This window comes from Vicinamibacterales bacterium (genome assembly GCA_036504215.1).
GTDB lineage: Bacteria > Acidobacteriota > Vicinamibacteria > Vicinamibacterales > Fen-181 > FEN-299.
On sequence record DASXVO010000016.1, the window covers coordinates 328,227 to 355,160 of the forward strand.

Sequence of the window (26,934 nt, forward strand, 5' to 3'; positions counted from 1 at the left end):
GCATGAAGCGCATTGAGGCTCTCATCGTCGCCTTGACGCTCGGCGCCGGGTCGCTGGCGTCGTCGCCGGCCCGCGCCCAGACGCGCCCCGCATGGGGACGCATCGCGCTCTTTGGCAACTCCTCCTCCACGACGCAGGCGGGCGGACAATCGAACACGTTCAACGAGTTGATCGCGAACGTGACGTTCGAGTCGGCGTCGGGCGACGAGGTGGGCTACGAGTACCGGGGCGACATGCGCCTTTCGGGCTATCCTGGTTCGACGGATCGCACCCGACGCGCGTCGGTCTACGACCTCTACGCTTGTATCCGCCTCCGTGACGGGTCGGTGGGCGTGAGATTCGGCCAGATGTGGCTGAACGAACTGGGAGGCCTCGGCTCGGTCGGAGGTGCGATGGTCGAGGTCAGGCAGCGGTCGCAGCCGGGCCGTGGCCGTTGGCGCGCCTCGCTCTTCGGGGGGTTCGAACCGAACATCCTGGATGTCGGCTACGTCAGCCAGGTCAGGAAGTTCGGGGGACTCGTGGCGTACGACGGCCTGGGCGCACGTCGCCACGTGGTCGGCTTCGTCCACGTTCGAGACAGCGGCATGACCGAGCGCTCGGTGCTCGTCTTCACGAACTTCCTGCCGATCGACAAACGGGTCTTTGTCTACCAGGCTGCGGAATACGATGTGCGGGGGCCAGGCGTGACCGGCGCGGGCAGTCTCACCTACTTCTTCACGAACGGCCGCTATGCGCCGAACGACCGAATCGAGTTCCAGGGCCTGTTCCACCGCGGCCGTTCAATCGACTCCCGCTCCCTCGTCCGGGATCAGCTCGACGGACGGCCGATTGATCCGCGTGCGCTCGAGGGCCTGCGCTTCGAGTCGGTGAGCGGGCGAGTGACGGTCCGCCTGGCTCGCAACGTCCGGGTGTTCGGCGGCTACGGTCAGGACCGGAACAACCGGGACGATGCCGTGGCGGGGCGTCTCAACTACGGCCTCTTCGCGTCGAACGTCGGCGGAATCGGCATCGACATCAACGCGTCCGACTCGCGCATCAATCGCGGCACGAGCGGATCCTACGATTCCTGGTACGTGTCGGTCGGCCGGACCTTCGGCGGACACGTCTACCTCTCGGCCGACTACGGGTCGTCGCTCTCGGTCTTTCGGTTCACGGGCTCGGACGGTTTCGTGATCGAGACGCGGCCGCACTCGCGCCGCCTGGCGTTCTCGGGGCTCTTCAATCTGACACACCGGCTGTCGCTGCTGGCCACGGCGGAACGCGTGGACGACGGCACTTCGGTCCAGACGCGCGTCATGTCCGGCATGACCTGCCGCTTCTGATCAGGAAGCGATCTCGTCTTGGATGATGGCGAGCGCGCGCTCATCGTCTGCAGCGGTTGGTGCCGGATGGCACAGGCTGAAACCGGTCACGATGGGACGACTGGATCCCTCTCCACTCCGCACGACGATCCGGTCCATGCGCAACCGTCCGTGCGCCACGCCGTGCTGGTGGGCGTATTCGAGTGCGCCGCGAACCGCGTCAATCAGGTGCTGCCGGTCTCCGGTCGACATCTGCTGGCGATCGCAATGGCGCTTGAGCGGCAGCCCTGCGACATACTCGCACACGATGCAGTAGTCGCCGTCAGGGGTGATTCGGCCCTCCAGCACCGGCGCGATGCCGGGGTGGCAGAGTCGCCGAAGCACGTTGACCCGCTCCGCAAAGACGTCCGGCGTCAGGTTCCCAACAGCCGCCGGGCCTGCAACCTCCAGCGTCACCAGACGTCGACTCCCAGGGGTCTCCGCCAGATACGTCGTGCGGCCGGCCTCCGAGGCCAGGACCGTCACGACCCGATAGACCGTCTCTGGCGCCTCGTCATCGGTCACGTCCAGCGCCAGCCTCATCAAGCACGCCGGGCAGGGCACACCTGTCCCGCCGGATCGCTGACGCGGCGTGCCGCACTCGGGACAAGCGGTGACGGCCGCAGGGTCAGGCATGGATCTACTCGCCCCCTCTCAGCGCCCGAAACAGCTCCCGGATCTCGCCGTCCACGGCGTCCGGCGTGGAAACCGTTTCGCCGATCTCCTCGCGCAGCAGGGCGCCGAACCGCCTTCGCGCTCGGTGCATCGCGACTTTGACCGCGCCTTCCGTCATCCCGAGCCGCTGTGCCAGTTCCGCGTAGGGCAGCGCCTCCTGGTCTCCCGTCAGGTGGCCTTCGAGTCGCCCGAACAGCGCACCCTTGCCGGCTGCGTGAAACTCATCCCGAAGGCGCGCGAGCGCCCGATCCAGCAGCGTGAGCGCCCAGCGCCGCTGATAGATCGATTCGGGAGTCTCGGCGTCCGCCGGCTCGAGACTGTAGCGACCCTCGGCGGTATCGATCTCGAGCGGCACCAGCGTCACGCGTCCGCCGCGTTTCACCGCCGAGATCCGGTCCCGCTCGTTGGCGAGGAAGTGCTTGAGCGAGGCCAGCAGGAAGGAACGAAAGCGGCCGCGGTTCGGGTCGGCGTCACGCAGGTAGTGCCTCTCGATCACGCGCGCGAAGAACTCCTGGGTGAGGTCCTGCGCCTCGTCCGCATCGAAGCCCCATCGCCGCACGTAGGCGTAGAGTGGATACCAGTACGTCTCGCACAACTGCGCGAGCGCCTCGCTCGACGTCGCCGTCGCAGCCTGCCCCGCCGCCACCACCTGCGTCCATCGGGTTGTCGCGAACCGCCCGCCCATCTTCACCCCCGCCTCGAGGCATCTTCGAGTTCGGACAGGAATTGCCAGGCGCTCCCCGTCCGCCGGTCGGCGTCGATCGCGAGCCAATGCTCGAAGAACGGCGCCCAGCGGACGTCGAGTCCGGACGCCGGCTGCATCGACACGCGGACATCAGCCGCCGGGTGTACTCCCGCCGAGAGACCGAGCGAGAGCGCTGCGAAGGGATGGCGCCCGGTGAGCATCTCGTACGTCGTCACCGCCAGCGCCCACAGATCCCACGACGGCTGCGGGTCCTCGCCTCGGAGCTGCTCCGGCGCCATGTACTGCAGCGTCCCGATCGGCCCGCCCACCGTCGTCAGGCCGGTCGCCGCGTCCCGGTTCGCGGGAAGCGCCTTGGCAATACCGAAGTCGAGCACCTTCGGGTGTTCCAGCCCCTCGAGTTGCGCCAGGAAGACGTTCTCGGGCTTGAGGTCGCGGTGCACCAGGTGATGACGGTGCGCGGCATCGACGGCCGAGCAGATCGCCCGCATGATCGTCAACGCTCGCTGGGGATCGATGCGGCCGTTGCGCTCCAGTTCCTCGCGCAGCGTCAGACCTGCGAGCCGCTCCATGACCAGAAACGCCCGGGTGCCAGCCACCACGCCGAAATCGTAGATCGTCACGACGTGCGGGTGGGTGAAGCTGGCCGAGATACGCGCTTCGCGCTCGAACCGGGCCGCCGCGCCAGGGTCAGGAACGAGGTCGTCGCGAAGCAGTTTGACCGCCACCTCCCGGCCAAGCGACAAGTCGGATGCGCCGTACACAACACCCATCCCACCGCGACCGAGGCGTCGGTCGAGACGATAGCGTCCGGCCAGATCACGCGGCAGCCGTACGATCGTCAACTCGCCGCCGTCCTGGGCACACGCCTCGGCCCCGGCATCGAAACAGGCGCCGCAACGCGGGCACTCCCGAAACGTCGGCGCAGGCGGCGCGGCCCGCTGGCGTCCGGCCAGATCCGCAAGACTCTCCGCCACTTCCGCCAGCCATTCCCGGTCATCGGCGCCGTACGGATCCTCCGATCGCCGCGGCCCGAGCACGAGAAATGCGTCCGTGTCCTCACCGCGTCCCACGATGGGCACGATGAGTTCCACGCCGGTTCCCTGCACGAGAGCCGTCTCCTCGGGCGGCAGATGCTCGGAGAGCCACTCCGTGCGGTCGATCGACACATCGAGCGGCGTCCCGAGGACCCGCGCCAGACCGAACACCTTCGCGCTTGCGGGAATCCCAAGCGGCCCGGTGCCGGCCGGTTTCTCGGCTACCTGTTCGAAGGCCTCCTGGACGTCCTGCCGTCTCAGCACGGCGACGAACCGGGGATGCAAGGCGAGTTCGATCTGCTCGACGACCCTGGCAGCGGCACGCTCGAAATCCGGCGCCTCGCGCACCTCGACCGCCACCCGCCGCAGCAGGCGCTGCGCATCGAACCGTTCCCTGAAGAACCGGCGATCGAGCGCATCGAGCCATCGTTGACGGCAGAACTGCGCCAGCACGGCAACACCCGCGATCACGAGATAGAGCGACGCTCGCGCACCGACGAGATCGGAGACCGCGCGATCGCGGTGCAGGTAGACATCGACGGCCAGCACCACGGCGAGCCCCGGCACGATCGACAGCAGCAGGCGCCGGGCGAGCGCGTACCGGACGCCGGCCCTGACGATGAGGCGAACATCGAAGAGCCGATGACGCAGAACCGCGTAGGCAAAGGAGAGCGGTACCGTCAGCAGCAGCAGCGCCGCGATCGCCAGCACGGGCGAGGCGAACAAGCCAGGTTCCGACGCCCGCCAGTACGACAGCACGATGGGTCCGCCGGCAAGGCATCCGACAACGGGACCGAGAAGCAGCACGCGGAGCCGGCGTTGCTCGGCCGCCTCTGCTCGCCGGTAGTTCGCCACGACGGCGAGGGCGACGGCTGCAAGGTAGGCAATTGACACCCCTACCAACCAGTCGAGCCCGTCGGGCGGCAGCGGTTCGACTCCGACACCGTACACAACATGCCATTGGTACCGGGCGTGCACGCCGACGGGCACGGCCATCGGCACCGCAATGAAGCACCAGTGCCACCAGGCTCGGATCCGCCGGATCGGGAAGGAGATGAAGAAGCCGAGCAGCACGGCCGGCAGCGCCAGCGTACTGAGATACGGCAGCCACATCGCCCAACCGATTGCCGCCGGCAACTCTCTCCAGACGGCTGCGATCCGGTACGGCAGGACGACGCAGTAGACACCGAAGGTGAGGAGGAGCCACGCTCCGATGAGCGCGTCGGTGGCTTTCGGCCGCCGCAGGGCCACCACGAGGCCGAGCGCGAGGGCCAGTGCCTGAACCAGACGCACGCTCAGCAGGTAGATCGCCTCCCGCGTCAGCCAGTGTCGCCACGACGCCGGTACGATCTCCACGGCGATCGCCATGCGGCGGTCACGGCGGAGCACCTCGAGTTGAAGCGAGTGGTCGAAATGGAGATTCGCAGACACGGCCATCCACGCGACACGCGAGGAGGTCGGATGCCGGTCGGCCGAGAGGATCTCGTCGCCGGACACGAGACCGGCGCGCTCGGCAGGCGAAGACGGGGCGACGTGCTCGACCACGAGGCCCAGTCGGCCCGACCGCAGCGACACGCCTTCGGACTCGGGCCGCCGCACATCGCAGTAGATGAGCAGCGCGAAGTAACCGAGGAACGCGGCGGCGCACACGAGCACCCACCAGGACACGCGGGATGGACGCACGGGCGCATTATAGCTGCTGGCGCGCCGGACCTCGCGCCATCTCAGGCTATAATCGGTCGCTCGTAATGATGCGGATGGACCCCGACGGGAGCGTGAGGCGTGGAGCTGATCCAGGAGTTCTTCAAGACGATCTACAACGTCCCGCTACTGATCCGGCTCGTCGGACTCTACGGGATGATCTTCATCGTCTTTGCCGAGACCGGGCTGATGGTCGGGTTCTTCCTGCCAGGCGACTCGCTGCTCGTCACGGCAGGACTGTTCGCGGCTCGGGGTGACCTCGACATCTACACGCTCATCATCACCCTGATCGTGGCCGCCATTGTCGGCGACGCCACCGGATACTACCTCGGCCACAAGGCCGGCCAGGCCTTGTACAACCGGCCCAACTCGTTCTTCTTCCGCCGCGAGCACCTGCTCCGTACGCATGAGTTCTACGAGCGTCACGGCGGAAAGACGATCATCATCGCCCGCTTCATGCCGATCGCACGGACGTTCGCCCCGGTGGTCGCCGGCGCCGCCGGCATGACCTACCGTCGCTTCGCCGCGTTCAACATCGTCGGCGGGATCCTCTGGGTCCCGTCGATGTGCCTCACCGGGTTCTTCCTCGGCCGCGCCATCCCCGATCTCGAGAAGCGGATTCACCTCCTCGTCGCGGCCGTCATCTTCCTGTCGCTACTGCCGGGAATCATCGCGTGGCTGCGGTCGAGAGTCGCGAGCGGGGCGAAGTAGGCCGAACCGCGATCCAGACGCGCGCGGCCAGGAGTGCCGCGAGTGTGGCCGCGTAGAGGCGAGGCCGGCTGACGTCGGCCTTCACCAGCCACCAGTAGTGAACCACTCCGGCCGCCGCCGCGAGATACACCACCCGATGCAGCATGCGCCAGTTCCGGCCGCCCAGACGCCGGATCATCCCAGCGGTCGACGTGGCGGCCAGCGGCACCAGTAGCACGAAGGCCGTGAAGCCCACGGTGATGAACGGCCGCTTGGGAATGTCGCGGAGGATCTCGCTCCAGGAAAAGAACTGATCGAACCAGACGTACGTGAGCAGGTGCAGGCTCCCGTAGAAGAACGCAAACAGGCCGAGCATCCGGCGGAACCGGATCACCGCATTCCATCCCGACAGCGCGCGCAGCGGCGTGACGGCGAGCGTCAGCAGAAGGAAGCGGAGCGTCCAGTCGCCGGTGCCGTGCGTCACAGCCTCGAGCGGATTCGCGCCAAGCGTCCCTCGGACGGCGCCGGCCGCAAGCGCGAGGACGGGCAGCAGCGCGAGGGCGAAGACGACGGGCTTCGCCAGGAATCGGATCAGACGGAGGTGCATCAGGACGTGTCCAACCGCTTCTAGAAGTTCTTCCTGAGATCCATGCCCGCGTACAGGCTGGATACCTGGTCTGCGTAGCCGTTGAACATCAGCGTTTTCCGCTTGAAGAACTCACCAAGCCGACGTTCGCTCGCCTGGCTCCATCGGGGGTGGTCGACCTCCGGGTTCACATTGGAGTAGAACCCGTACTCGCGGGAGCTGTACTGCTGCCAGGCCGTCTTGGGCTGCTGGTCGACGAACCGGATCCGGACGATCGACTTAATCCCTTTGAAGCCGTACTTCCACGGCACCACCAGGCGCAGGGGCGCGCCGTTCTGGTTTGGAAGCGCCACGCCGTACACGCCAACAGCGAGAATCGTCAGGGGGTGCATCGCTTCATCGAGTCGAAGCCCTTCGACATACGGCCAGTTGAGCACCCGATCACGCTGGCCAGGCATCTGCCGAGGGTCGTGCAGCGTCGTGAACTCGACAAAACTGGCGCGCGAAGTCGGCTCATGGCGCTTGAGGATGTCCCCGAGCGGGACCCCCACCCAGGGAATCACCATCGACCAACCCTCAACGCAGCGCATGCGGTACACCCGCTCCTCGAGGGCATGCGGCTTGAGCAGATCTTCGACGTGGTAGTCACCAGGCCGGTTGCACTCGCCGTCCACCGTAACGGTCCATGGGTTGGTCTTCAACTGACCGGCTGTCCTCGACGGGGATGCCTTGTCCGTCCCGAACTCGTAGAAGTTGTTGTAGCCGGTCACAGCGTCGTAGGGCGTCAGCGCTTCGGTGGTTCCGAAGGAGCCCTTTCGAACCCCGCTGAGCCTCGGCGGCCGTGACCCGTCGGACTGCGCGTCGAGTTCGAGCCCTCCGGCGGCAAGGCCAATCGTCGCCAGTCCCACGCGCTGCAGGAACTCGCGCCGGCGAACGTAGAGCGCGCGGTCGGTGATCTCGGATTCGGGAATCTCGGCGACCGTTCGGATGAGCATGGTTTCTCCCCTACCAGGGAAACCCGGAGCCACCGCCGAATATTCCATCAGCCCGCCCCCACTCGTCCCTCGCGCGCGCCGGTTCGCGGTCGGGGTGGATCGTCTGCCGGCAGGGCCACCGACGTGTTACGATCCGGCTTTCGCGTTCGAGCTCACCGGAAGAGCCCGTATGATCGAGTCACGCGACCATGGCTCGCGGCTGCTGTCACTTGCCGTCCACGAGCTCCGCACGCCGTTGGCCGTCACCTCCGGCTACCTTCGTCTGCTGCTCCGGCACTTCGGCGACAACCTGACCGACCAGCAGCGCAAGCTCGTGCAGGAGAGCGACAAGTCCTGCGGCCTAATGGCCGGGCTGCTCGACGAGTTGAGTGAGCTCGCCCATTTCGACGAGGTGCAGGCCCGATCGCACCCGACCCCGATTGCCATCGGCGCCCTTCTGAACGAGGTGGCCGCTGGAATCGCGGAGGGGCGCGACCGCGGCGTCCGTCTCGCTGTGTGCGCATTGGTCCCGGATGTCGCGGTGGTGGCCGACCCTGCACGACTCGGCACGGCGCTCGGCACCCTGCTCACAGCCGTGCTGCGCGAGCGGGCGACCACCGGCACCGTTGTTGCGGCCTGCCATGTGACACAACGGGAAGACACGAGCCGGGACGTCGTGATTGTCATCGGCGACGAGGCCACAGCCGATAGTCTGCCCGCAACCCACAACGAGCCCAGTCCTTCGTTCGATGACCTGCGCGGCGGCCTCGGATTCCGGCTGGTGCTCGCCGCGCGGGTGATTGCCGCACTCGGCGGCCACATGGCCTCGCCCATCGCCACCCCGGGCCGGCTTGGCATCGTCGTGTCGCTGCCGGCCGCACCGGACTCGCCGACCGCAGCGTGAGGGCTCGCGCTGCGCTACACTGCGCTCTATGAACACTGCACGCCTGCCTGCGCCTCGTTTCACGCCGCGCACATTGTCGTTTCTGCGGTCGCTGAAGCGTCACAACGACCGTGCCTGGTTTGCCGAGCATCGTGACGCGTATGAGCGGGACGTCCGGGGACCCATGACGGCCCTGGTCGAGCAGCTCGCGATCGACCTGCCACGCTATTCGCCGGAACTCGCCGCCTCGCCGCGGTCCTCGCTCTACCGGATCTACAGGGACACCCGGTTCTCCGGGGACAAGTCCCCGTTCAAGACCCAGGTGGGCGCCATCTTCCCGCACCGGGACCTGCCGCGCCATCGTGGCGCAGGCCTCTACCTGGAGATTGGTCCGGCCCACACGATGATTGCGGGCGGCATCTACGCGCCAGAGACGTCGGACCTGCATGCGCTGCGTCAGCACATCGCCGACAACCATCGCCGATTCCGGGCGCTCGTCGACTCCCCGGGATTTCTGCGCGCGGTCGGACCGGTGAACGGCGATGCGCTGAAGCGCGTTCCGCGCGGCTTCCCGGCCGATCATGCGGCCGCAGAGTACTTGAAGCTCCGACAGTTCCTGTTCGGCCGAACCTATCCCGCCGCATTCGCGCTCGGACCTCGGTTCTATCAACAGGTGCTGGCGTTATTCGAGCGGATGGCTCCGGTGATTCGCTTCCTGAACGAACCGCTCGTCGCTCAACTGGCGCTCCGTGATCCGCTGATCACGCGCTGAGATGCGACCGCTGCTGATCCTGGCTGCCGGCCTGTCGTGCTGGTTCACGTGTGCGTCGGCACAGATCCGCCTCGTGGACGAGTCCGACCGCACGGCCTTTCGTGCGTGGTTCCTCCTCCTCGCCGATGCGCAGTTCTACCGGCCGACGCCGGACGTCACCGACTGCTCGGGCCTCGTCCGTCACGCGGTCCGGGAGGCGCTTCGCCCGCACACCGCGGAATGGCTTCGTCGATACGCCCTTCCGTCAATGCCCATCTATCCGGATGTCAGACGGCCGCCGCGGCCACGCGATGGCGCCTGGCCGTTGTTTCGCGTGTCCGACGACCGGTTCGCCGAGTTCGCCGACGCGCGCACGATCGTCCGATATAATGCCGACGCGCGGGGCCGCTCGCTCGCCGATACCCGGCCTGGAGATCTGCTCTATTTTCACCAGGCCTCCGGATCGACGCCGGACCATCTGATGGTCGTGGTGGGACGATCGGCGTTCGATCGCTCGGCAACAGACTGGATCGTGTACCACACGGGACCCGACGGGGCGTCGGCCGGTGAAGTCCGGAAAGTCCGTCTGGCCGACCTGGTTCGCCACCCTTCGCCCCGCTGGCGGCCGGTGCCGGAGAATCCGATCTTCGTTGGCGTCTTCCGACTGGCGCTCCTATGACCATTCCGCCCGTGCTCCGACGCGGATCGTTCCCGGTTGTCCTGATCGCGCTCCTGGTCTCGTCTGGTCCGGCGACCGCGCAGACCGAAGCGGCCGATACCCGCCCGGCGTTCTCGCTCTCGAGCGGCCACATCGCCACGACCAGGGAGAGGCCCGAAGTGGCGCTTCTCTTCCGACGCGTGCGGTCGCTCGACTTTCGCGTCTACCGGGTGCAGGACCCCCTCAAGTTCTTCGCAGGCCTGCGCGACCCGCACGTGCTCGGCAGTGAGGCGCCAATTGTCGCGCAGGAACAGACGGTGCTCGAGCGAATCGCGCGATGGAAGGCCGATCAGCGGGATGCCGTCCTGACATTCCTTCGCCGACAACTCAGCCACGACTACCGCCAGAAGAGACGCGAGACGGCTGCGCGGGCGCAGATTGCGCTTCGTCAGCCGATCGACGTCCGTCAGTTCTCCCAGGTTCCGGTCCTGAACTCGTCGCAACTGGTGACGTCGTGGCGGGAGTTGCTGCCCCTTGTTCGCGAAACCGAGGCCCGCAGCATCCCGCTCGACATCAAGGGTGAGGGCGTCTACGTCGTCGAGGCCGTGAGCGCGCCCTTCAAGGCCTACACCGTCGTGATCGTCTCCGATCTGGGCCTGGTCACGAAATCGTCGCCCGGGCAGTTGGTGATGTTCGCGGCAAATCGTTTCACCGGCGAACCGGCCTCCGGCTGCGAGGCCCAGGTCCTCGCCAGCCGCCAGGTGGTCGCAACCGGCACCACTGGTGCGGACGGAACCTACGAGGCCGCTGTGCCCGACGCGAAGCCGGAAGACGTCGTGGCCATCGCGCGCTGCGGGCAGCAGGTCGCAGCCACCGACCCGGGCGGCTGGTTCTTCCAGGAGCACACGCGCGACCTCGCGGGCTGGGTCTACACCGACAAGCCAATCTACCGGCCGGGCCACACGGTCAACATCAAGGGCGTCCTGCGCTGGCGCCGGGGGGACGCGCTCGTTCCGTTTGATCGCCCACAGGTCGAGGTCACGGTCGCCGATCCGAACGACAAGGTGCTGCTGCGCCAGACGGCGTTTGTGGACGAATTCGGCGCGGTGCTGGCGTCGTTTCCGGTCCCGCGCGGGGCCGCGCTCGGCTACTACGCCATTCACATCAACAGCCAGGACGACGAAGCCATTGGCAGTTTCGAGGTCCAGGAGTACCGAAAACCGGACTTCGAAGTGATCGTCAGACCCGCCGCCCGGTTCGCGCTCCAGGGCGCGAAGGCGGTCGCCACGGTGACGGCCAGGTACTACTTCGGACAGCCGGTGGCCAACGGCATCGTGAAATACAGCATTCATCGACAGCCCTATTACTCTCCGCTCCGCTGGTCGGATGAAGGCGACGACGAGCCGGGCCGCGATCAGTGGTGGTTTGGGGGTGAGGAGGACCGTCAGGGCACCGCGCGGCTCAACGAGCAAGGCACGGCAGACATCTCGGTGCCGCTCGATGTCAATGACAAGGGGCACGACTATTCAGTGCGGATCGACGCGCGGGTGACCGATGCCAGCAGCCGAGAGGTGTCTGGCAACACCATCGTCCACGCAACCTATGGGCGGTTCATGCTCGTCGCGCGGGCCGACAACTACGTCTATCGTCCCGGCGCTCAGGCCACGCTGACCGTGAAGGCCCTGGACTACGTGGGCGCCGAGCAGCCGACGACCAAGGTCACCGTGGCACTGGAGCGACTCAGGTACGACCAGGGCCGATGGGAGCGGCCGACGCCGACGGGCGTCGCGGAAGGATCTGTGACGACCGATGCCGGCGGCGTGGCCACGTGGACGGTCGCGCTACCGAAGGAGCCGGGCGACTATCAGCTCAAGGCCGAGGCGCAATCGGAGGGACGCGTCATCTCGGATGCCGCATGGGCCTATGTCAGCGGCCGGGCGACAGATCGGGATCTGGGAGACGGCGATCGGGAACTCGAGCTGGTGACCGACAAGAAGAGCTACCTGCCGGGTGATGTCGCGCACCTGAGCATCAGGGGCGAGGCGAAGAGCGCGGCGGTGCTCCTGACCAAGGAGGGGCGCAGCGTGTCGTGGCGCCAGGTGCTTCGGCCATTTCCCGTGGGCTCGATCGACGTCCCGATTACGGATGCGGACATCGGGGACATCTATGTCAACCTCGCCTTCCTGAAGGACGACCGCCTGTTCCGCGCAGAGAAGCGCCTGAAAGTCCCGGCGTCCGCACGGCAGTTGACCGTGACACTTGCCGCGGACCAGGCCGTGGCCAAGCCCCGACAGACTGCCGGCTTCACCGTGAAGGTCGTCGACTCGTCCGGGCAACCCGTCCGAGCTCAAATCAGCCTGGGCGTCATCGACGAAGCGGTCTACGGCGTCAAGCCCGACTCGACGACCGACCCGCTGCGTTTCTTCTACCGGCGTGAGTACAGCCGCGTTGGAACCCAGTTCTCTCGAGAGTATTCCTTCACGGGCTTTTCCGGCACGCAACAGCTCATGCTCGCGCAGCGGCGGCGCCCGATGACGCTCGCCGACTTCAAGGGCGACCGCCCCGCGCAGCCGCAGGTCAGGAAGGAGTTCCCGGATGCCATCTTCTGGATTGGCAACCTCGTCACCGGCGCCGACGGGACGGCCCGCGTGCAGCTCGCGTACCCGGACTCGCTGACCACATGGCGCCTGACCGCACGTGTCGTCACGCGCGATACGCTCGTCGGTACCACCGTGGCGAGGACCACGGTGACCAAGGATCTGATAGTGCGGGTCGTCACACCGCGGTATCTGACCGAAGGTGACGAGGTGGCCATCCCGACGATCGTCCACAACTACCTGCCGGCCGCGAAATCGGTCACCGTGTCGATGAAGGCGGTCGGGGTCGCCAATGCCCCTGGACAGTCGGAGGTGCTGCAGCCGCAGACCGTGGACATCGTCCAGGGCGGTGAGTACAGGCAGGACTGGCGTTTCGTCTCGAACCGCGTCGGCACTGCGGTGTTCACCGGCACGGCCACCACCGACGCCGACAGTGACGCGGTGGAACTGTCGATTCCCGTCCTGCCGTTCGGCCTGAAGCGCCAACTCGGCGCCGCCGGCTCGATGGCTGGTGACGCCGAACGAAGCACGCAGCTGTCGATCCCCGCCACGGCGAACCCTGGCGCGCGCTCGATTCGCGTGTCCCTGGCACCTTCGCTTGCGGGCCCGCTGCTGGGTGCACTCGACTTCCTCACGTCGTACCCGTATGGCTGCACCGAGCAGACGCTGTCGAGCTTCCTCCCGAACCTGCTGGTGACGCGAGCGCTGGAGCAGTTGAAGATCGCGCCGACAGAGCGGCTCCAGTCGCTCGACCGCCAGGTCTCGGAAGGACTGAAGCGTCTCTACGACTACCAGCACGAGGACGGCGGATGGGGCTGGTGGAAGACAGACGAGAACCATCCGTTCATGACGGCGTACGCGCTCTACGGGCTCATCGAGGCGCGTCGCGCCGGCTTCAAGGTGGACGAATGGCGGCTTCGGAACGGCACGCAGGCCTTGCAGCGCCTCTTCGCCGAGTACCCGAAGGCCGTTCCCGATCTCAAGTCGTACATGGCCTACGTGTTGACGCTGGCCTCGACCGCCGGGCAGCGCGAACCGCAGGAACGCGAGCGGGGCGCCGGGGCTCGACAGTCTCTGGAGGCGGCGTGGACGGCGCGCGATCGAATGTCCGCCTACGGTCAGGCACTGCTCCTCCTGTCGCTCGACGCGACGAAGGACCCACGCGCCAGCCAGGTGGCCGACACGCTCTACGCGAGCGCCGAGAAGAAGGGTGACCTGGTCTGGTGGACGGTCGACCGCGATCCGTTGCTCGACGACTACGGCGACACGAGCGTCGAGGCGACCGCGTTCGTCGTGAAGGCGCTCGTTGCGCGCGACGCGCGCAGCCCGTTGCTGGAACCAGCCGTCCGTTGGCTCCTCCTCAACCGCAACTACGGCGCGTGGTGGTCGAGTACCAAGCAGACGGCGATGGTGTTGTACGGCTTGCTCGACTTCATGAAGGCCCGTAGCGAGGGGGCAGCCAACACGACCGTGGAGGTCGTCGTCAACGGCACCTCGCTGGGCAGTCGCACGTTCACCGCGGCATCGCTCACGGCGCCTGATCCCGTCGTCCTCACGGGGCCGGCGAACGCCGGCACCAACACCGTCGTCCTCCGCAAGAAGGGCGGCGGGACGATCTACTGGTCGGCCAGCGCCGAGTACTTCGACACCGCCGGGCCGTTCGAGCGTACGGGATCACGAAAGCTCGCGATCGTGCGCAAGTACTTCTCCCTTGCGCCGGTGAAGACGGCCAGGGGGATCGTCTACCGGGAGACGCCGTTCACGGGCCAGGCGCAACCCGGCGATCTCCTGCTCGTGCGGGTGAACGCCGCCGGGTCGGCCGACTGGCGCTACCTGATGATCGAGGACCCGTTGCCCGCCGGTGTCGAAGCGATCCAGCAGCGCAGCCTCTACGCGCTCGAGCGGCCGCTCCAGTTCTGGGATGGCAGTCGACGCGAGTATCGCGATGACCGCGTCGTCTTCTTCCAGGAGTCGTTCTCGGCCGGACACTACGAGTACGTCTACCTCCTCAAGGTCACGACGCCCGGAACGTTCAGGGCGATGCCGGCGCAGATCTCAGCGATGTACGTGCCGGGAGCAACCGCCTCGAGTGAACCTCAGACGCTGATTGTGACGCCCGAAGCGTCGCGGCCGGCGGGGCCAAGCGAATGATGTCACGCCTGATTGCCGTTGTCGGGTGGCTGGCCGTAGGGCATGCCGCGCTGTTCGGCGTGTTCTGGACACTGTTGCAGGTGCCGGAATCGAACGTGCTGATGCTCGCCGCCTCGGCGCTGCTCACTGTTGCACTGGTGGTGCTCGCAGCATGGATCGAAGGCGTTGGGCTCAATGCCTGGCGGGCCGAGGGCGGGCTCCTGCACTCTGCGCGCGACGGCTGGCGGACCATCCCGGCGGTGCTCGTCGGGCTCTTGCTGTTCTGCGTCATCTGGTGGCTGTGTGGCTGGATGGGCGCGTGGTGGACGGCTCACCGTGGTGAGACGGATGCCTGGTTGATGCTGCACTTCGGCTGGACGCGCACGACGGCCGTGCACCGGGGAATCGACTGGTTCCTCATCTTCATCCGCTATGCGCTCGGGACGTCTCTGGCGCTCGGGCTCGGATGGCAGATCATCGTCAACGGCTTCCACTCGATAGTCAGCACTGGCTGGCTGCGCGCGGCGTTCTCTCCCCGGCAGTTGGCGCTCATCGTCTTCTCGATGACGGTCTTCGTCTGGTTGCCTTGGCAGGCCGCGTACTGGCGGCCGGCGTGGCTGGCCCCGGATTGGCAGGAACCTGGCTTCGCGGCCGTGAAGCTCGGGATGATCTATCTCGTCGCCAACCTCGGCTGGGCGCTCGTCCTCGGGGCAGTTGCCACCCGTGGCCGCTTCACGAGGACGACCGCGTGACCGTCGGCGCGATTGATCCGGACACCGGAACGGCACCGCGCCGCTGCGGTGGTGCGATGTCGGCCGTCACCCTCGACCGGCTGCGAGCCGTCGCGAGGGGGGCTTCGATCCGCGTCAGCGAATGACGGGGAGGAGGAGGGCGGAGGGCCGGGCGGCGTCGTGATACACGTGCTGGCGCGCCGTCACCGCTCGCGTCGCCCCGAGGATCGGCTCGCCCGTGTTCAGGTTCCTGTCGAATCGAGGGAAGTTGCTGCTCGAGACGTAGAGCCTGATCCGGTGGCCTGCCTTGAACACATTGCTCGTCGCCCAGAGGTCGATGGCATACCGGTTCGTCGCGCACGGGACGATCGTCTCGGCCTTCGTCGTCGAGCGCCGGTAGCGGGCGCGGACAATGCCGTCGGCGACCAGCCGCGCCAGGCCCGATGGCTCGACGTCCACCAGCATCGCGGTGAAGTCGGTGTCGACCGCCGAACTCGCCGCGAACAACTCCACCGAGACGTTGCCCGTCACCTCCAGATCGCGATCGAGCGCAGGCGTCGAGTAGACGAGCACGTCCGCGCGCGCCTCGTTCGGACGCTGGTCGGCCGGGCCCGGACGGGTGAACGCGCCGCAGCACAAGCGCCCGCCGATCGTGGGCACCGGGTTCGCCGGATCGTACGTGAAGGTGTCCGGCCTCTCGTCGGATGGCGCTGCGGTGGCGAGCCGCCCGTCGCCCGCGACGCCAGTTGCGCCGCGTTCCGCGTGGAGGTAGTAACGGATCGACTGCGCCCGCGCCGGCGGAAACTCCTGCTCGGCCCGCCACACGTTGTCGCCCATCACGAAGATGCGGACCGGCGGCCCGGTCGCGTAGCGGTTCGCCACGCCCTTGATCGCGAAGTCGAACCAGTCCATCAGGTCCGCGGTCTCGTCGCTCACGGCGGCCTGGCCGAACGCCACATCGCCCACGGAGCCGTCGGGCCGAACGCCCGGATGGGCCCGCGGCCCGATCTCGAGACGCTGGGCGCCGCGTGCACCGGCTGTCGCGGCCTTCGCCCGGAGGCCGTTGAAGTTCTCGATCGCTCCTGCCAGGAAGAGGTCGTACCACCCGGTGGTGTGCAGCGCCGGCACGGTCACCTCGCCATAGTGATCCGACACCTTCCACCGACGCCAGTACTCATCCCGGCGATCGTGTTCGAGCCAGTCGCGGTAATACGGCGCCAGCTGTCGCGCATCGGGCAGATCCAGGACCGGATACGCGTCGATCGGCAGCCGCTGGACCCAGGGCGCGGGCTTCAGTCGATCGAGCGCCTGTCGGTCGAGCGTGTCGACCGCCAGCAGCGACGCCCAGGTGCTCGCAAACCAGTAGGCGAACGCACCACCCTGGTACGTCCAGCCCTCGTAGTACTCGGACCCCGTGACCCCCGGGGCGATGGCCGCAAGATGAGGCGGCTTCGCCACCGCGGCCAACATCTGTGTCGCTCCCACGTAGGACGAACCGTACATGCCGACCCGGCCGTCCGAGTGCGGCAGCGCCGCCGCCCATTCGACCGTGTCGTACCCGTCGTCGCCCTCGTTGCGGAACGGGTAGAACTCCCCCTCCGACCCAAACCGGCCGCGCGTGTCCTGCACGACCACGACGTACCCGCGGGCGGTCAGTTTGCGCGCCTCCGCCGCATCATTCCTGCGGTCGTACGGCGTGCGGGTGACCAGCGTCGGCAGCCGGTCGGCGTCGTGCGGACGGTACACCGTGGCGGCCAGGCGCACGCCGTCCCGCATCCTCACCATCACGGTGTCATCGATGACGATCGCCCGCTGCGGATCCTGGCCAGCCGCGGCAAGAACAACGGCGGCCAGCCCGGCGCAGGCGATGCCAGCGAGCGCGGTCGCGCGAAGGGGGTTCGGCCGTAACGGCGTCGTTGCGTGCGTCGTGTCGGTCATGATCAGCTATCCCGGCCAGCAGGCTTCGTAGCGATCGATGATGGCGTCGATCGTCGCGTTCATCGCCTCGTTCACGATTCGCCGGGCAGGATCCGCGTCGAACCAGGCAACCGAGCGCCGAATGCCCAGCGCGAAGGGCACGGTGGCCCGGAACTCTGGAACGAGCCGCTTGATCTTCGAGTTGTCGAAGACCGCGCTGCACGCCTTGTCGCCCAGCAGGCCGGCTCCGATGTCGGGAGCGCTGGCGTTGATGAAGTCGGACGGGATGTACACCAGGCGTGGTGTGACGCCCGCCGCTGCGCCGATCGCGCCGTAGATCTGGTCCCAGGTGAGCACTTCGTCCGACGTGATGTGGAACGGCTGCCCAATCGCCTGGATGTTCCCGAACAGGCCGACGAAGCCCTTCGCGAAGTCGGTGTTGTGCGTCATCGTCCACAGCGACTGGCCGTCGCCGTGCACGATGATCGGCCGCCCCTTCCGCATGCGGTCGACCACCGTGTAGCCCACACCGCCCACGGCGCAGGGAATCCACGTGTCGCCGTAGGTGAAGGACGGACGGACGATCGTCACGGGAAACGCCTCGTCGCGGTATGCCGCGCCGAGCCGTTCCTCGCACGCGATCTTCTGGCGCGAGTACGCCCAGTACGGGTTTCGGAGCGGCGTCGACTCGGTGATCAGGTAGTGGACCGGCGGCTTCTGGTAGGCCGACGCGGAACTGATGAACACGTACTGCGCCGTCCGGTCGCGGAACAGAGAGAGGTCACGCTCCACGTCGGCCGGCGTGAAAGCGACCCAGTCCACCACCACGTCGAACGCGGTGTCGCCAAGAGCCCGCTCCATCGACGCCCGGTCGTTCACGTCCGCCTGGACGACGGTCGTGCCGGCCGGCGGCTGGAGCGTGCTCCGACCGCGTGTCAGAAGCGTCAGGTCCATGCCGCGTTCGATGGCCAGGCGCGAGCAGGCGGACGAGATGTTGCCCGTTCCGCCAACGAAGAGCACCTTCATCGCTCCCACGGGTCCTCCCTCTCGGTCGTATCAGATTCCCTTCCGCCATGCGGGGTCGCCCCGCCCCAGGAGACGGATCGTCAGCGAGCCGTCGGCGTTCAGCGGCTGCGAACAGGCCCACCGCACGGGCCGCCGCACTTCGCCCGTGTCGAGTTCGGCGCGCAACCGGAGCAACGATCCCTCGACGCCCTCCGGCAACCGCAGCGATAGGTGGCGCAACCTGCCCGCGTGCGGATGCCCGGCATCGAGGCCGCCGCCGACCCGGACCTTTCCGTCCTCGCTTTCCGCGAACACGCAGAGATTCCCCGGCACGCCCGCCACGCCGTCGTTGGCGACCGCGACGATCAACTCCTGGCGGCCCTGCCTCTTCCGCTGCCAGATCCATGAGGGCCGAACCCGGTAGCCCAGGCGCCGGTCGAGCGCGGCAAACGCCTCTGGATGCCTGTCCCGGTAGCGCACCACGTTGTCGGCTTCGGTCCAGAGCGACCAGTAGTTGCCCCCGAGATCGAGGACGTGCAGCATGGTCGTGTCAATCGGGTTGACGGCGCCGCGCGTGTTGACGAATGCAGGCGTGTCGGTCCTGTAATGGCGGTGGTATCCGTCCTCCATCACAGCCGCCAGCCACGGCGGCCGGTTGGACAGTTCGTCGATCTGAATCGGCTCGTCGAGGATCACGCTATCCGAGCGGAGCCAGCATCCGCTGCGGACCGCGAGATCGAGAACGGCGTCGTTGCCGACGCCGCTGATGTCGGGTTGCGTGTTGACGACGAGCGGCGCGCGGCGCCACGTGTTCAGCTGAACCTGGGTCATCTCGACGAACGTGCGCTGAGCAACTCGTTTGTCGGGAAACGGGGCGATCCAGTCACTGGTGTGGCCCTCGCCCCAGAAGCCGTACATCATCAGGTCGACGAACTCGATCAGCGGGCTGTCGTCGATCTCGGCGGCGAGCAATCCCTGCAGTTCGCGGAATGCCCTCTGGAAAGCAGGGTGATCGTACCGCGGCTCGACGCGGATTCCTGCGTCCGGCACCCTCCGCTTCAACTGGACCAGCGGAACCTTCTCCTTCAGGAAGTCCGGAATGGCGAGTCTCGCCGGCTGGATCTCGGGATTCGACATCTGCACGCGGACGCCAACCCGCAGGCCGTGACGCCTCGCTGCGTCGAAGGTGAGCGGCCAGACGCGAGGGAGGTCGAGTCGGCCGGGTCGTGACTGCACGTCGCGCCAGTCGCACCGGATGTAGAGGACGTCGACGAACGGCAGCGCCGCCAGCTTCTCGATCTCGCGATCGAGCGGGGCCGCCCCTGACCGAACCGCCAGCGCGGGCCCGTTCTCTTCCCACGTGTAGCCAACCAGGCCCATGCCGAAGTTCCGGACGCGATCGAGCGATGGCGTGGTCGTCTCGATCGTGAACCAGCCCTCGTCCTGGTCGATGCGAAACGGGCCCTGGTCCAGGCGATCGTGAACCTGCGGCGGCCGAGCGGCGGCGGCCGGTTCGCTGCGGCCGACCTGTTCGCCGCCGGCGGCCCGCGCTCCGAGCCCTGCCATGACCGCCATCGCCGCCCCCGCTTTCACGAACTCCCGTCTTCGCACCATGTGGGCTCCCGCAGCCGGATCCAGTTGGTTCAGCGTGTGACCGACGCGGCCGCCAGCGCCTCGCGGCTCAGGTAGTGCGACATGAGCTGGTCCGGCAACAACAGCGCCTCGCGGAATCGCTCCATCGCCTCATTCTCGCGGCCGAGCGCTCGAAGTATCAGACCGCGGCCGCACGCGTTGGGTCCCGGAAAGTTCGTGCCGATGACCAACCGACGTTCCCACGCGGCGAGCGCCGTCTCGAACCCGCGGCGCGTGGCCGGGTCCATCGTCGTCACACCCTGCTTCCGCTTCGCCTGCCAGCCGAACGCGAGGTGCGGGTAGGGATAGACGTCCTGCGCCGCCGCGGCGCGGTTCAAGCGGTCGCCCGCCGCCACCCGATCGCCACAGGCCGAGAACACATCACTGGCGAGCACGAGCGCACGCGCAGACTCCACGAACGGCGCGAGGCCGCTCTCGGTGAACCGAAGACCGGCCACAGGCTGTTCGAGCCGCTGCACGATGGCAACTGCCTCTTCGCACCGGTGCTGTCGTGCCAGCGCCAGCGCCCGCTGTTCGGCGACCTCGACATGGACCTGCCTGACGTTGGTACCGAACTCCTCGCGCGGGAAGAAGCGACCGGCCAGCATCTTCGCGCTCTCGTCGGCGCGCCCCGCTTCGACGAGGCCGAGGGCCCGCTTGAAGACGAGCGGCGAGGGCAGATTGGCAGGATCAGGATAGCGATCGAGAGCGCGCAGCCTTTCCTCCGCGGGCCGCTGCAGCAGGCTGAGCGCCTGGTCGAGCGCGAGGTAGATGTCCGGGTTCAGCGGGTCCGAGCGCAGGCCCTCGGACAGCACCTCCGCGGCCTGCCGCGGTTGGCCGAGCGCGTAGAGCACCGTCATGCCCATGTTGCGGTGCAGTGTCGGAATCTTCGGATCGAGGCGGCGCGCGACGTCCCATTCGGCCGCGGCGCGGTCGGCCATGCCGCCTGACAGGAACAGTGCCCCGAGAAGGAAATGCGCGGTGGCGTCCTCGCCGTTGGCTTCGATCGCCTTCCTGAGGACGGGCAGCGACCACGCGCGCTGCGGGAACACATACCGCGTGGACAGACGCGACCCGATGTCGAAGTCCTTGCGGCCCGACGCGCCACGCCGCTCGCGACAATAGCCTCGGTAGTAGGCGACCTCCGGATGGCGCTGTGGAGCGACCGCTCCCGGTTCTGAGAAGACCCCGCGGCCAACGGGATACTCGCGCGAGAGGACATCCACCGCGTCGTCCCACGCGCCGAGCTCCATGTAGTCGGTCGCCACGTCGAGCACGCGCTGCGGGTCGCCGGCCAGATGCGCGAGCAGGCCCTCGTCGCGCCGGCCCAGCCGGACGCCCTCGCTTCGGAGCACGGCGTCGATCGGATCGAGAGCCTGCCAGTGCTCGAGCCTCGCCCGCGCCTCCTGCGCGCGCCCGGCGCGCCGCAGCAGGATCACCTCCGCGGCGCCGACACGCGCGGCATCGGGATCCGACCTGATGGCATTCGCGATCCAGTCCAGAGCCTCGGCCGGCCGGTTGTCACGCGCAAGCAGCCGGCCCAGCTGGAACGCTGCGGCCGTACGCCACGATCGCGCGTGCGCGGCTCCCTCGAGCAACTCGCGGGCGTGAGCCGTCTCGCCTTGCGCCGCCAGGGCGCAGCCGAGGTAGTACTGAACCTCCGCGTCGTTGGTCACGCGCGCGAGCGCCAGCTCCAGGCGTGGAACCGCCTCGTCGTAGCGTTTGAGATGGATGGCAAGTCGACCGGCGGCTGTCGCCAGCGCCACACTCGCCGGAAACCGCGCCAGTCCGTCCTGGTACGAAACGTACGCCCGCAGCAGCTTGCCCTCGAGTTCCTGGCCGCGACCGATTTCCAGCATGTCCTCTTCGCGGCGAACCGCGGGCGGCGGCGGCACGTAGGTCGCCTGCGGACCCGTCTTCACCTCGCCGGCGGGCACCACGTCGTAGCGGCCCTCCGTGTGTTCGATCATCGCCCGCCCGCCAGCATCACTGAGCCGGATCGTGTGGGGCGCGCTGCCCCCAGCGGGCCACGCCCGCGTGTAGGTGTCGGCCGGCGTCAGCGTCACGTTCTCATCGGCGATCACGTGGTCGCCCTGCAGGATCTGCAACCGGCCGCCGCGGACCGGTCGCGTCACGTTGATCCCAACGGCCAGTCGGTTGCCGGACCTGTCGTGCGTCCGGGCAACGTTCACGACCGCCTCGGGCGTCGCGCGAGAAATCCCTCCGATCTTGTGGACCGGCATCCAATACTCGGTGAACCCGATCGACTCCTGTGGCTCGAGGAACTGGTACGTCTCCTGGTTGCGGTAGAGTCCCGCCTGGATCTCGGCGACCGCACCGTGGTTGTCGGAGAGCGCCTTCCGCCACTCGAGGCCATCGGCGTCGCATCCCCACGACCACACCTTCTTCGCCGGAAGATTGGAGGGCGATGAGTAATGCACCACACCGGCGCCGGTGCGGGGGTGGTAGATTCCCATGAACGCCTCGCGGCTGCCGTGGCTGAACAGCGAGACGGGCCCAGAGCGGTGATTTCCCGGGCGGCTCAGGTCGACGCCGGCGGCATTGACTGGCCACGTGTCCACGTCGGCAAACCCGTGGCTCGCGGTGTGCGTCTGCGGGTAGACGAGTTGCGAGTCGTCCCACACTTCGACCGCGGCGTTGGTCCACCAGTAGAAGCGGTGCCGGACGTCGGTCCGGTTGTAGAGCGTGGTCCGCTGCTCGATCACCGCGCGTCCGGGACGCAGGATCAACTCGACCCGCCACTGCATGCCGTAGACGCGATCCACATCTCCCACGACGATCGACGCGCTGCCATCGGGATTCGAGCGCGTCGCGAAGTCCACCGGCGACACGCTCACCCAGCTGTGGGACACCGGGAAGTTGAACTCGACCCCGTAGCTGGCCCACGCGCCACGGTATGCCACCTGCGCGAACTTGAGAGATGGGTTCGCGTAGAACATCTCTTTTCCGGTGGTCTTGTCCACCGCGCTCAGGAGGTGCCCGCCCAGATCGGGAATCACTGCCACCGCAAGGTACTCGTTCTCGAGGTGCAGCGTCCGCCACGTCCGCGGCGCGCGCTTCTCGGTGAGCCGCGTGCGCATCGTGTACGGATAGTTGAACCGCGTGCTCGAGAAGAGGTCGAACGGGGGATTCGGATCGGGCGAGCCCTCTTCGTAAGTCTGAATCGTCCGCGTGGCTTCCCACACGCGTACCGTTGAGCCTGCCCGCGGTGCGCACGACAGCGCGATCAGGCCCGCACACACGCAGAGACCGCCGAACACTGGGCCGCGCCAGGTCATCGTGCCTCCTGCCTGCTCGACGCCGCCAGCGTGGCGCCGCGGGCGCCGGCGGCCTTGAAGCCCTGTCCCATGGTCCTGAGCGCGTCGAAGTCTTCGCCGGTCCGGTTCATGAGGACCAGGAGCACCTGGTCCGGCTTCCAGGCGAGAGCATCCCGGTAGAAGCGCGACAGCGTCCGCGCGGTTCCAGGCGCTACCGCGCCCGCAACCCGGACGTTCACCACGTCCTCGGTCGACGAGGGGTCGCCGGCGGCGGGCCCGTGCCACACGCCGCCGCCGAATGTGGTGACGTAGATCCGCGACGGATCGGCCGGGTCGGTGGCGACGCGCTGCCCCCACTTGAAGTTGAAACCGCGAATGCGATGCCACGTTTCCCCGCGGTCCGTGGATCGGTGGACGCCCTGGTCGAATCCGCACGCATACATCAGGTCCGGCGTGCGCAGGTCGATGGTCACATCGTAGACGTGCTGCGCGTCCGTCACCGCGCGCTTCCACGTCTGTCCCGCATCGATGCTCACGAAGATGCCGCCGCCGGTGTCGCCACCTGGTGCCGCCAGCGCCCACGCCGACAGGTACAGGCGATTCGAATCGCGCGGGTCCACCGTGAGGCCGTTCGGTCCGTTGGTACCCCTGGGCAGCGGGAGCGGCGTCCAGTGCGCCGCGCCGTCAGTGGATTTGTAGATCGCCCCGTCGTCCCCGTCGCCGATTCGTCCGCGTTCGCTGCGGCGCGCGACGACCAGGTAAAGCGTCCCGGCCGGATCCATGGTCAGCCGCCAGGCAAAGGGCTGTCGGCGCGGGTCGGGCGCGAGACCGCTGTTCCGGAGCGCCCAGGTCCGGCCGTTGTCGATCGACTTGTAGACGCCACGGCCGAAGGCGGCGGCGTACAATGTACGATTCCCCTTCGGACTGCGCGGGTCGAGGAGGACGTGCGTGATGGCCGACTCCGCCATGCCGGTGTTGGATGGCGTCCAGTGCCGGCCTCCGTCGGTCGACACCGCCACGCCCCCCCGGAAACTCTCCGGGTCGGTGCGCCGGAACATCTTCGGCCGCGGCAGATCGTGCGTGCCGCTGAACGCGCCCCACATCAGGTCCCTGACCTCGGGGTCGAACGCCACCCAGTAGGCGGTGTTCCGCCACGAGCGCGAGACGCCGGTGCTCGATCCGATCCACGAGGCGCCGCGATCCTCGCTCCTGAACAGTCCGATGTCCGTGCTCGGCACGAACACGCGATCGGGGTCGAACGGATCCCACACGAGACCGTAATGGTTGGTGACGTCGAGACCACGGCTCACCCAGGCGCCGTTGCCGGCCGCGGTTGAATTCACCTGCGCCCACGTCCGGCCACCGTCGAGCGTGCGATAGGTGCGGAACAGGTCCGTCACGTAGCAGATACGCGGGTCGGACGGCGCGACCGCAAGGTCGTACGGCGCGTCGAGCCAGACGGAGTGCCCGTCCTCCATCGTGCGCGTCTCGATCCACGACGTGCTGGAGTTCGCCGCGGGCCGGTCGGATTCGCGGTGGACGATGTTCCACGTACGGCCGCCGTCGCCGGTATAGGCAACACCATTGAACGGTTTCGTCTCGCCAACTGGCGACCGAAGGCCGCGCACGCCGACGTAGGCGGACATGCCGTGATTGCCAGACGCGGCGATCGGTCCGAAGTGGGCGCGGGAGCCCTCCGCCGGTCCCCAGGCTTCTCCTTGCGCCGGCCCTCCCATCAGGAACGCCTCCAGGCCGCCGTTCGACGCGCGCCACGATCGCCCGCCGTCGATGGAGGTGTAGATCCCTCCGGGCGATCCGCCCCCCGGCCGCTGCAGTGGCGCCGTCGCGTAGGCGACCGTTCTGCGACTGGCAGCGTCGCGGCCGACACCAGCCGAGTCGAACCGCAGGCCAGGCGGGCTGGCGAGGTGCTGCCAGCTCCCGCCGCGACCCTCGTGAACGCCGCTCTCGCCGAGTGCCCGGACGACGGCGGCCTCGCCGGTCCCTTCCACCCAGATCGAGAAGATCCGCTCGGGCGGGAAGTCAGTCAGGCGCTTCCAGGTGCGACCGCTGTCTGGCGAGACCAGCACGGCCGTGGTCTCTGGCAGCGAACTCCCCGGCGGCCCTGGCCTTCGGGCCTGCATCGCGATGTAGACGTGCGACGGATCGGTCTCATCAACCGCGACCGCGTGGATCGTGACGTCCTGTCCGCTCGGGTACGACGGGTCCTCGGTGGTGTAGATCGTCTCCGCGTGATCGCCCCAGCCGTTCTTGACCGTTCCGCGCGAGGGGTCCGGAAAGACCAACCGCCACGTCCGCCCGGCATCGTCGCTGCGAAACAGGGCGGAGGCGGCTGCGTAGATGACGGCGGCGTCCGCCGGATCGAAGGCGAACGCCGACGGCACCGTGCCCAGGTTGAACATGCGCCAGGACTCGCCGCTGTCGCGCGTGATGTAGGCGCCCGTCATGTCGCAGCCTTCGACGACCACCGCGGCGTCGTGCGGGCTGATGACAGGGTGAACCATCGTCCCACCACCGCCCGGACCGAGGATGCGCCAGGCGTCGAGCCGCCCGGTCGGCCGATCGGCCGCGAGCAGGCCCGCCATGCCGCATGCCAACCCGAGCAGGACTACCCGCGTCGTCTGCGCTCTCATGACTGGTAATCGCTCCTTCGTGCCCGCATCGCCTCGGCGATCTCGACCGACTGCCGCGTGGCCGCCAGTGCTGGTGCCGGTGGCTGAGCGGCACCGAGCGCGCCAAAGAACGCCTGGTATTGGTCGTAGAACCCGCCCAACTCGAACGGCGCGGCGCCGGCGCCTTCACGAGGGCCACGAAGCTCCTCGACCACCGCTCCGCGTTCCAGGTGCGTGAGCCGACCGGGCGTGTCGTAGCCGTTCCACATCGGGACCTCGAGGAACAACGTGTGGTCGCGGGCGTGCACGTCGGCGCGCTCGACCACGACGCCGGCCACCGGGCAGAACGCGAGGTGAGCGGTCGCCCCGCAGGTCATCACGCCGTCCATGAAGATGTTCGCCACGCCGGAACCGAGTTCGGGCCACTCGCGGTAGCGAAACCGAACCGAGGCGAAGTCGCTGGCCATGATGAACCGGACCGCGTCGATCGCGTGGATGGCGGTGGTGGAGAAATCGCGATCGCGGCGGTCCACGCGAACCATCTCGTAGCGGATGTGCTGCAGCGGCCCCGCGATGGCCGCCAGGCGGGCGCGAAGCGCGACCACCAGCGGCACGTGGCGGCGATTGAACGCCACCTGGTGCGGCACGTCCCGACCGTCGCGGCCGCCGGCCCGCGCCGCTGCGGCCAGGCGGTCCACATCGGCGACCGTCTCGCCCGGTGGCTTCTCCAGAAGCAGCGGGAACCCACGCTCCAGGATCCGGCTTCCGATCGGGCACGTGAGCGAAACCGGCACGACGAGGGCCACGGCGTCAGGCCGCTCGGCGTCCAGCATCTCGAACCAGTCGCCGTAGCTGCGCCCGAAGCCAAACCGCTCGCGGAACCGTTCCGCCCGCGCGCGGTCCGAGTCGCAGCACCCGGACAGCTCGAACGCAGGATGCGACGCCGCGTACGCCGCGAGCGCAGGTCCGTGTGAGCTGACGGCGTGATCCCCGCACCCGACCATGCAGAACTTCAT

General features: G+C 67.9%; 18 protein-coding genes. 7 read left to right on the forward strand and 11 right to left on the reverse strand.

The genetic code is table 11. The annotated features are described in order from the left end of the window. Positions 1-2 precede the first annotated feature (2 nt). Positions 3-1,322, forward strand: coding sequence for a hypothetical protein (locus VGK32_03950; protein ID HEY3380893.1), 1,320 nt, complete (start codon positions 3-5; stop codon positions 1,320-1,322). On the opposite strand, the gene VGK32_03955 is transcribed toward VGK32_03950, so the two are convergent. The 3 genes from VGK32_03955 to VGK32_03965 are packed head-to-tail and all read right to left on the reverse strand — an operon-like array spanning position 1,323 to position 5,438. Beyond that, positions 1,323-1,976 (reverse strand): hypothetical protein, encoded by a 654-nt coding sequence (locus VGK32_03955; GenBank protein ID HEY3380894.1) that lies wholly within the window; start codon positions 1,974-1,976, stop codon positions 1,323-1,325. A gap of 4 nt (positions 1,977-1,980) precedes the next feature. Next, positions 1,981-2,700 (reverse strand): sigma-70 family RNA polymerase sigma factor, encoded by a 720-nt coding sequence (locus tag VGK32_03960; GenBank protein ID HEY3380895.1) that lies wholly within the window; start codon positions 2,698-2,700, stop codon positions 1,981-1,983. 2 nt (positions 2,701-2,702) lie between these two features. Next, positions 2,703-5,438, reverse strand: a complete 2,736-nt coding sequence (locus VGK32_03965; protein ID HEY3380896.1) for a protein kinase — start codon at positions 5,436-5,438, stop codon at positions 2,703-2,705. Between the two features lie 99 nt (positions 5,439-5,537). Between VGK32_03965 and VGK32_03970 the strand changes: the two genes are divergently transcribed. Next, positions 5,538-6,167, forward strand: coding sequence for a VTT domain-containing protein (locus VGK32_03970; protein HEY3380897.1), 630 nt, complete (start codon positions 5,538-5,540; stop codon positions 6,165-6,167). On the opposite strand, the gene VGK32_03975 is transcribed toward VGK32_03970, so the two are convergent. Both VGK32_03975 and msrP read right to left on the reverse strand, forming a co-directional pair. Continuing rightward, positions 6,124-6,753, reverse strand: coding sequence for a protein-methionine-sulfoxide reductase heme-binding subunit MsrQ (locus tag VGK32_03975; GenBank protein ID HEY3380898.1), 630 nt, complete (start codon positions 6,751-6,753; stop codon positions 6,124-6,126). The two genes, VGK32_03970 and VGK32_03975, sit on opposite strands and share 44 nt — an antisense overlap. A gap of 20 nt (positions 6,754-6,773) precedes the next feature. Further along, positions 6,774-7,727: a protein-methionine-sulfoxide reductase catalytic subunit MsrP gene (msrP, locus tag VGK32_03980; GenBank protein ID HEY3380899.1), complete on the reverse strand. Its 954-nt coding sequence runs from the start codon at positions 7,725-7,727 to the stop codon at positions 6,774-6,776. A gap of 169 nt (positions 7,728-7,896) precedes the next feature. On the opposite strand from msrP, the gene VGK32_03985 reads away from it, so the two are divergent. From VGK32_03985 to VGK32_04005, 5 genes are read left to right on the forward strand one after another with little or no spacing between them, the layout of a single operon-like run. Further along, complete coding sequence (locus VGK32_03985) at positions 7,897-8,610, forward strand: HAMP domain-containing sensor histidine kinase (GenBank protein ID HEY3380900.1); 714 nt, start codon at positions 7,897-7,899, stop codon at positions 8,608-8,610. 28 nt (positions 8,611-8,638) lie between these two features. Then, entirely contained in the window at positions 8,639-9,361 is a 723-nt protein-coding gene (locus tag VGK32_03990; protein HEY3380901.1) for a DUF2461 domain-containing protein, read from the forward strand. A 1-nt stretch (position 9,362) separates the two neighbouring features. Next, positions 9,363-10,019, forward strand: coding sequence for a DUF1175 family protein (locus VGK32_03995; GenBank protein ID HEY3380902.1), 657 nt, complete (start codon positions 9,363-9,365; stop codon positions 10,017-10,019). Continuing rightward, entirely contained in the window at positions 10,016-14,746 is a 4,731-nt protein-coding gene (locus VGK32_04000) for an MG2 domain-containing protein (protein HEY3380903.1), read from the forward strand. Before VGK32_03995 ends, VGK32_04000 begins: the two co-directional genes overlap by 4 nt. Beyond that, positions 14,743-15,477 carry a hypothetical protein gene (locus tag VGK32_04005; GenBank protein ID HEY3380904.1) on the forward strand — a complete coding sequence of 245 codons (735 nt, stop codon included), beginning with the start codon at positions 14,743-14,745 and terminating at the stop codon, positions 15,475-15,477. The genes VGK32_04000 and VGK32_04005 overlap by 4 nt, the downstream gene beginning before the upstream one ends. Before the next feature lie 114 nt (positions 15,478-15,591). On the opposite strand, the gene VGK32_04010 is transcribed toward VGK32_04005, so the two are convergent. The 6 genes from VGK32_04010 to VGK32_04035 are packed head-to-tail and all read right to left on the reverse strand — an operon-like array spanning position 15,592 to position 26,934. Next, the gene (locus tag VGK32_04010) at positions 15,592-17,394 is read right to left on the reverse strand and encodes a CocE/NonD family hydrolase (protein HEY3380905.1); all 1,803 of its coding nucleotides are present in this window, start codon (positions 17,392-17,394) and stop codon (positions 15,592-15,594) included. Between the two features lie 6 nt (positions 17,395-17,400). Next, positions 17,401-18,399, reverse strand: coding sequence for an SDR family oxidoreductase (locus tag VGK32_04015; GenBank protein ID HEY3380906.1), 999 nt, complete (start codon positions 18,397-18,399; stop codon positions 17,401-17,403). 30 nt (positions 18,400-18,429) lie between these two features. After that, positions 18,430-19,992, reverse strand: a complete 1,563-nt coding sequence (locus VGK32_04020; GenBank protein HEY3380907.1) for a hypothetical protein — start codon at positions 19,990-19,992, stop codon at positions 18,430-18,432. Between the two features lie 29 nt (positions 19,993-20,021). Continuing rightward, positions 20,022-23,309: a DUF5107 domain-containing protein gene (locus tag VGK32_04025; GenBank protein ID HEY3380908.1), complete on the reverse strand. Its 3,288-nt coding sequence runs from the start codon at positions 23,307-23,309 to the stop codon at positions 20,022-20,024. Beyond that, positions 23,306-25,939, reverse strand: a complete 2,634-nt coding sequence (locus VGK32_04030; GenBank protein ID HEY3380909.1) for a hypothetical protein — start codon at positions 25,937-25,939, stop codon at positions 23,306-23,308. The genes VGK32_04025 and VGK32_04030 overlap by 4 nt, the downstream gene beginning before the upstream one ends. Further along, on the reverse strand, positions 25,936-26,934 hold the full coding sequence (locus VGK32_04035) for a Gfo/Idh/MocA family oxidoreductase (GenBank protein ID HEY3380910.1): 999 nt from the start codon (positions 26,932-26,934) through the stop codon (positions 25,936-25,938). Before VGK32_04035 ends, VGK32_04030 begins: the two co-directional genes overlap by 4 nt.

Excerpts from the sequence above, each read along its gene's own strand:
- VGK32_03950 (HEY3380893.1), top strand. The coding sequence starts at position 3 with ATGAAGCGCATTGAGGCTCTCATCGTCGCCTTGACGCTCGGCGCCGGG.
- VGK32_03955 (HEY3380894.1), bottom strand. The coding sequence starts at position 1,976 with ATGCCTGACCCTGCGGCCGTCACCGCTTGTCCCGAGTGCGGCACGCCG.
- VGK32_03960 (HEY3380895.1), bottom strand. The coding sequence starts at position 2,700 with ATGGGCGGGCGGTTCGCGACAACCCGATGGACGCAGGTGGTGGCGGCG.
- VGK32_03975 (HEY3380898.1), bottom strand. The coding sequence starts at position 6,753 with ATGCACCTCCGTCTGATCCGATTCCTGGCGAAGCCCGTCGTCTTCGCC.
- msrP (HEY3380899.1), bottom strand. The coding sequence starts at position 7,727 with ATGCTCATCCGAACGGTCGCCGAGATTCCCGAATCCGAGATCACCGAC.
- VGK32_03985 (HEY3380900.1), top strand. The coding sequence starts at position 7,897 with ATGATCGAGTCACGCGACCATGGCTCGCGGCTGCTGTCACTTGCCGTC.
- VGK32_03990 (HEY3380901.1), top strand. The coding sequence starts at position 8,639 with ATGAACACTGCACGCCTGCCTGCGCCTCGTTTCACGCCGCGCACATTG.
- VGK32_03995 (HEY3380902.1), top strand. The coding sequence starts at position 9,363 with ATGCGACCGCTGCTGATCCTGGCTGCCGGCCTGTCGTGCTGGTTCACG.
- VGK32_04000 (HEY3380903.1), top strand. The coding sequence starts at position 10,016 with ATGACCATTCCGCCCGTGCTCCGACGCGGATCGTTCCCGGTTGTCCTG.
- VGK32_04005 (HEY3380904.1), top strand. The coding sequence starts at position 14,743 with ATGATGTCACGCCTGATTGCCGTTGTCGGGTGGCTGGCCGTAGGGCAT.
- VGK32_04010 (HEY3380905.1), bottom strand. The coding sequence starts at position 17,394 with ATGACCGACACGACGCACGCAACGACGCCGTTACGGCCGAACCCCCTT.
- VGK32_04015 (HEY3380906.1), bottom strand. The coding sequence starts at position 18,399 with ATGAAGGTGCTCTTCGTTGGCGGAACGGGCAACATCTCGTCCGCCTGC.
- VGK32_04020 (HEY3380907.1), bottom strand. The coding sequence starts at position 19,992 with ATGGTGCGAAGACGGGAGTTCGTGAAAGCGGGGGCGGCGATGGCGGTC.
- VGK32_04025 (HEY3380908.1), bottom strand. The coding sequence starts at position 23,309 with ATGACCTGGCGCGGCCCAGTGTTCGGCGGTCTCTGCGTGTGTGCGGGC.
- VGK32_04030 (HEY3380909.1), bottom strand. The coding sequence starts at position 25,939 with ATGAGAGCGCAGACGACGCGGGTAGTCCTGCTCGGGTTGGCATGCGGC.
- VGK32_04035 (HEY3380910.1), bottom strand. The coding sequence starts at position 26,934 with ATGAAGTTCTGCATGGTCGGGTGCGGGGATCACGCCGTCAGCTCACAC.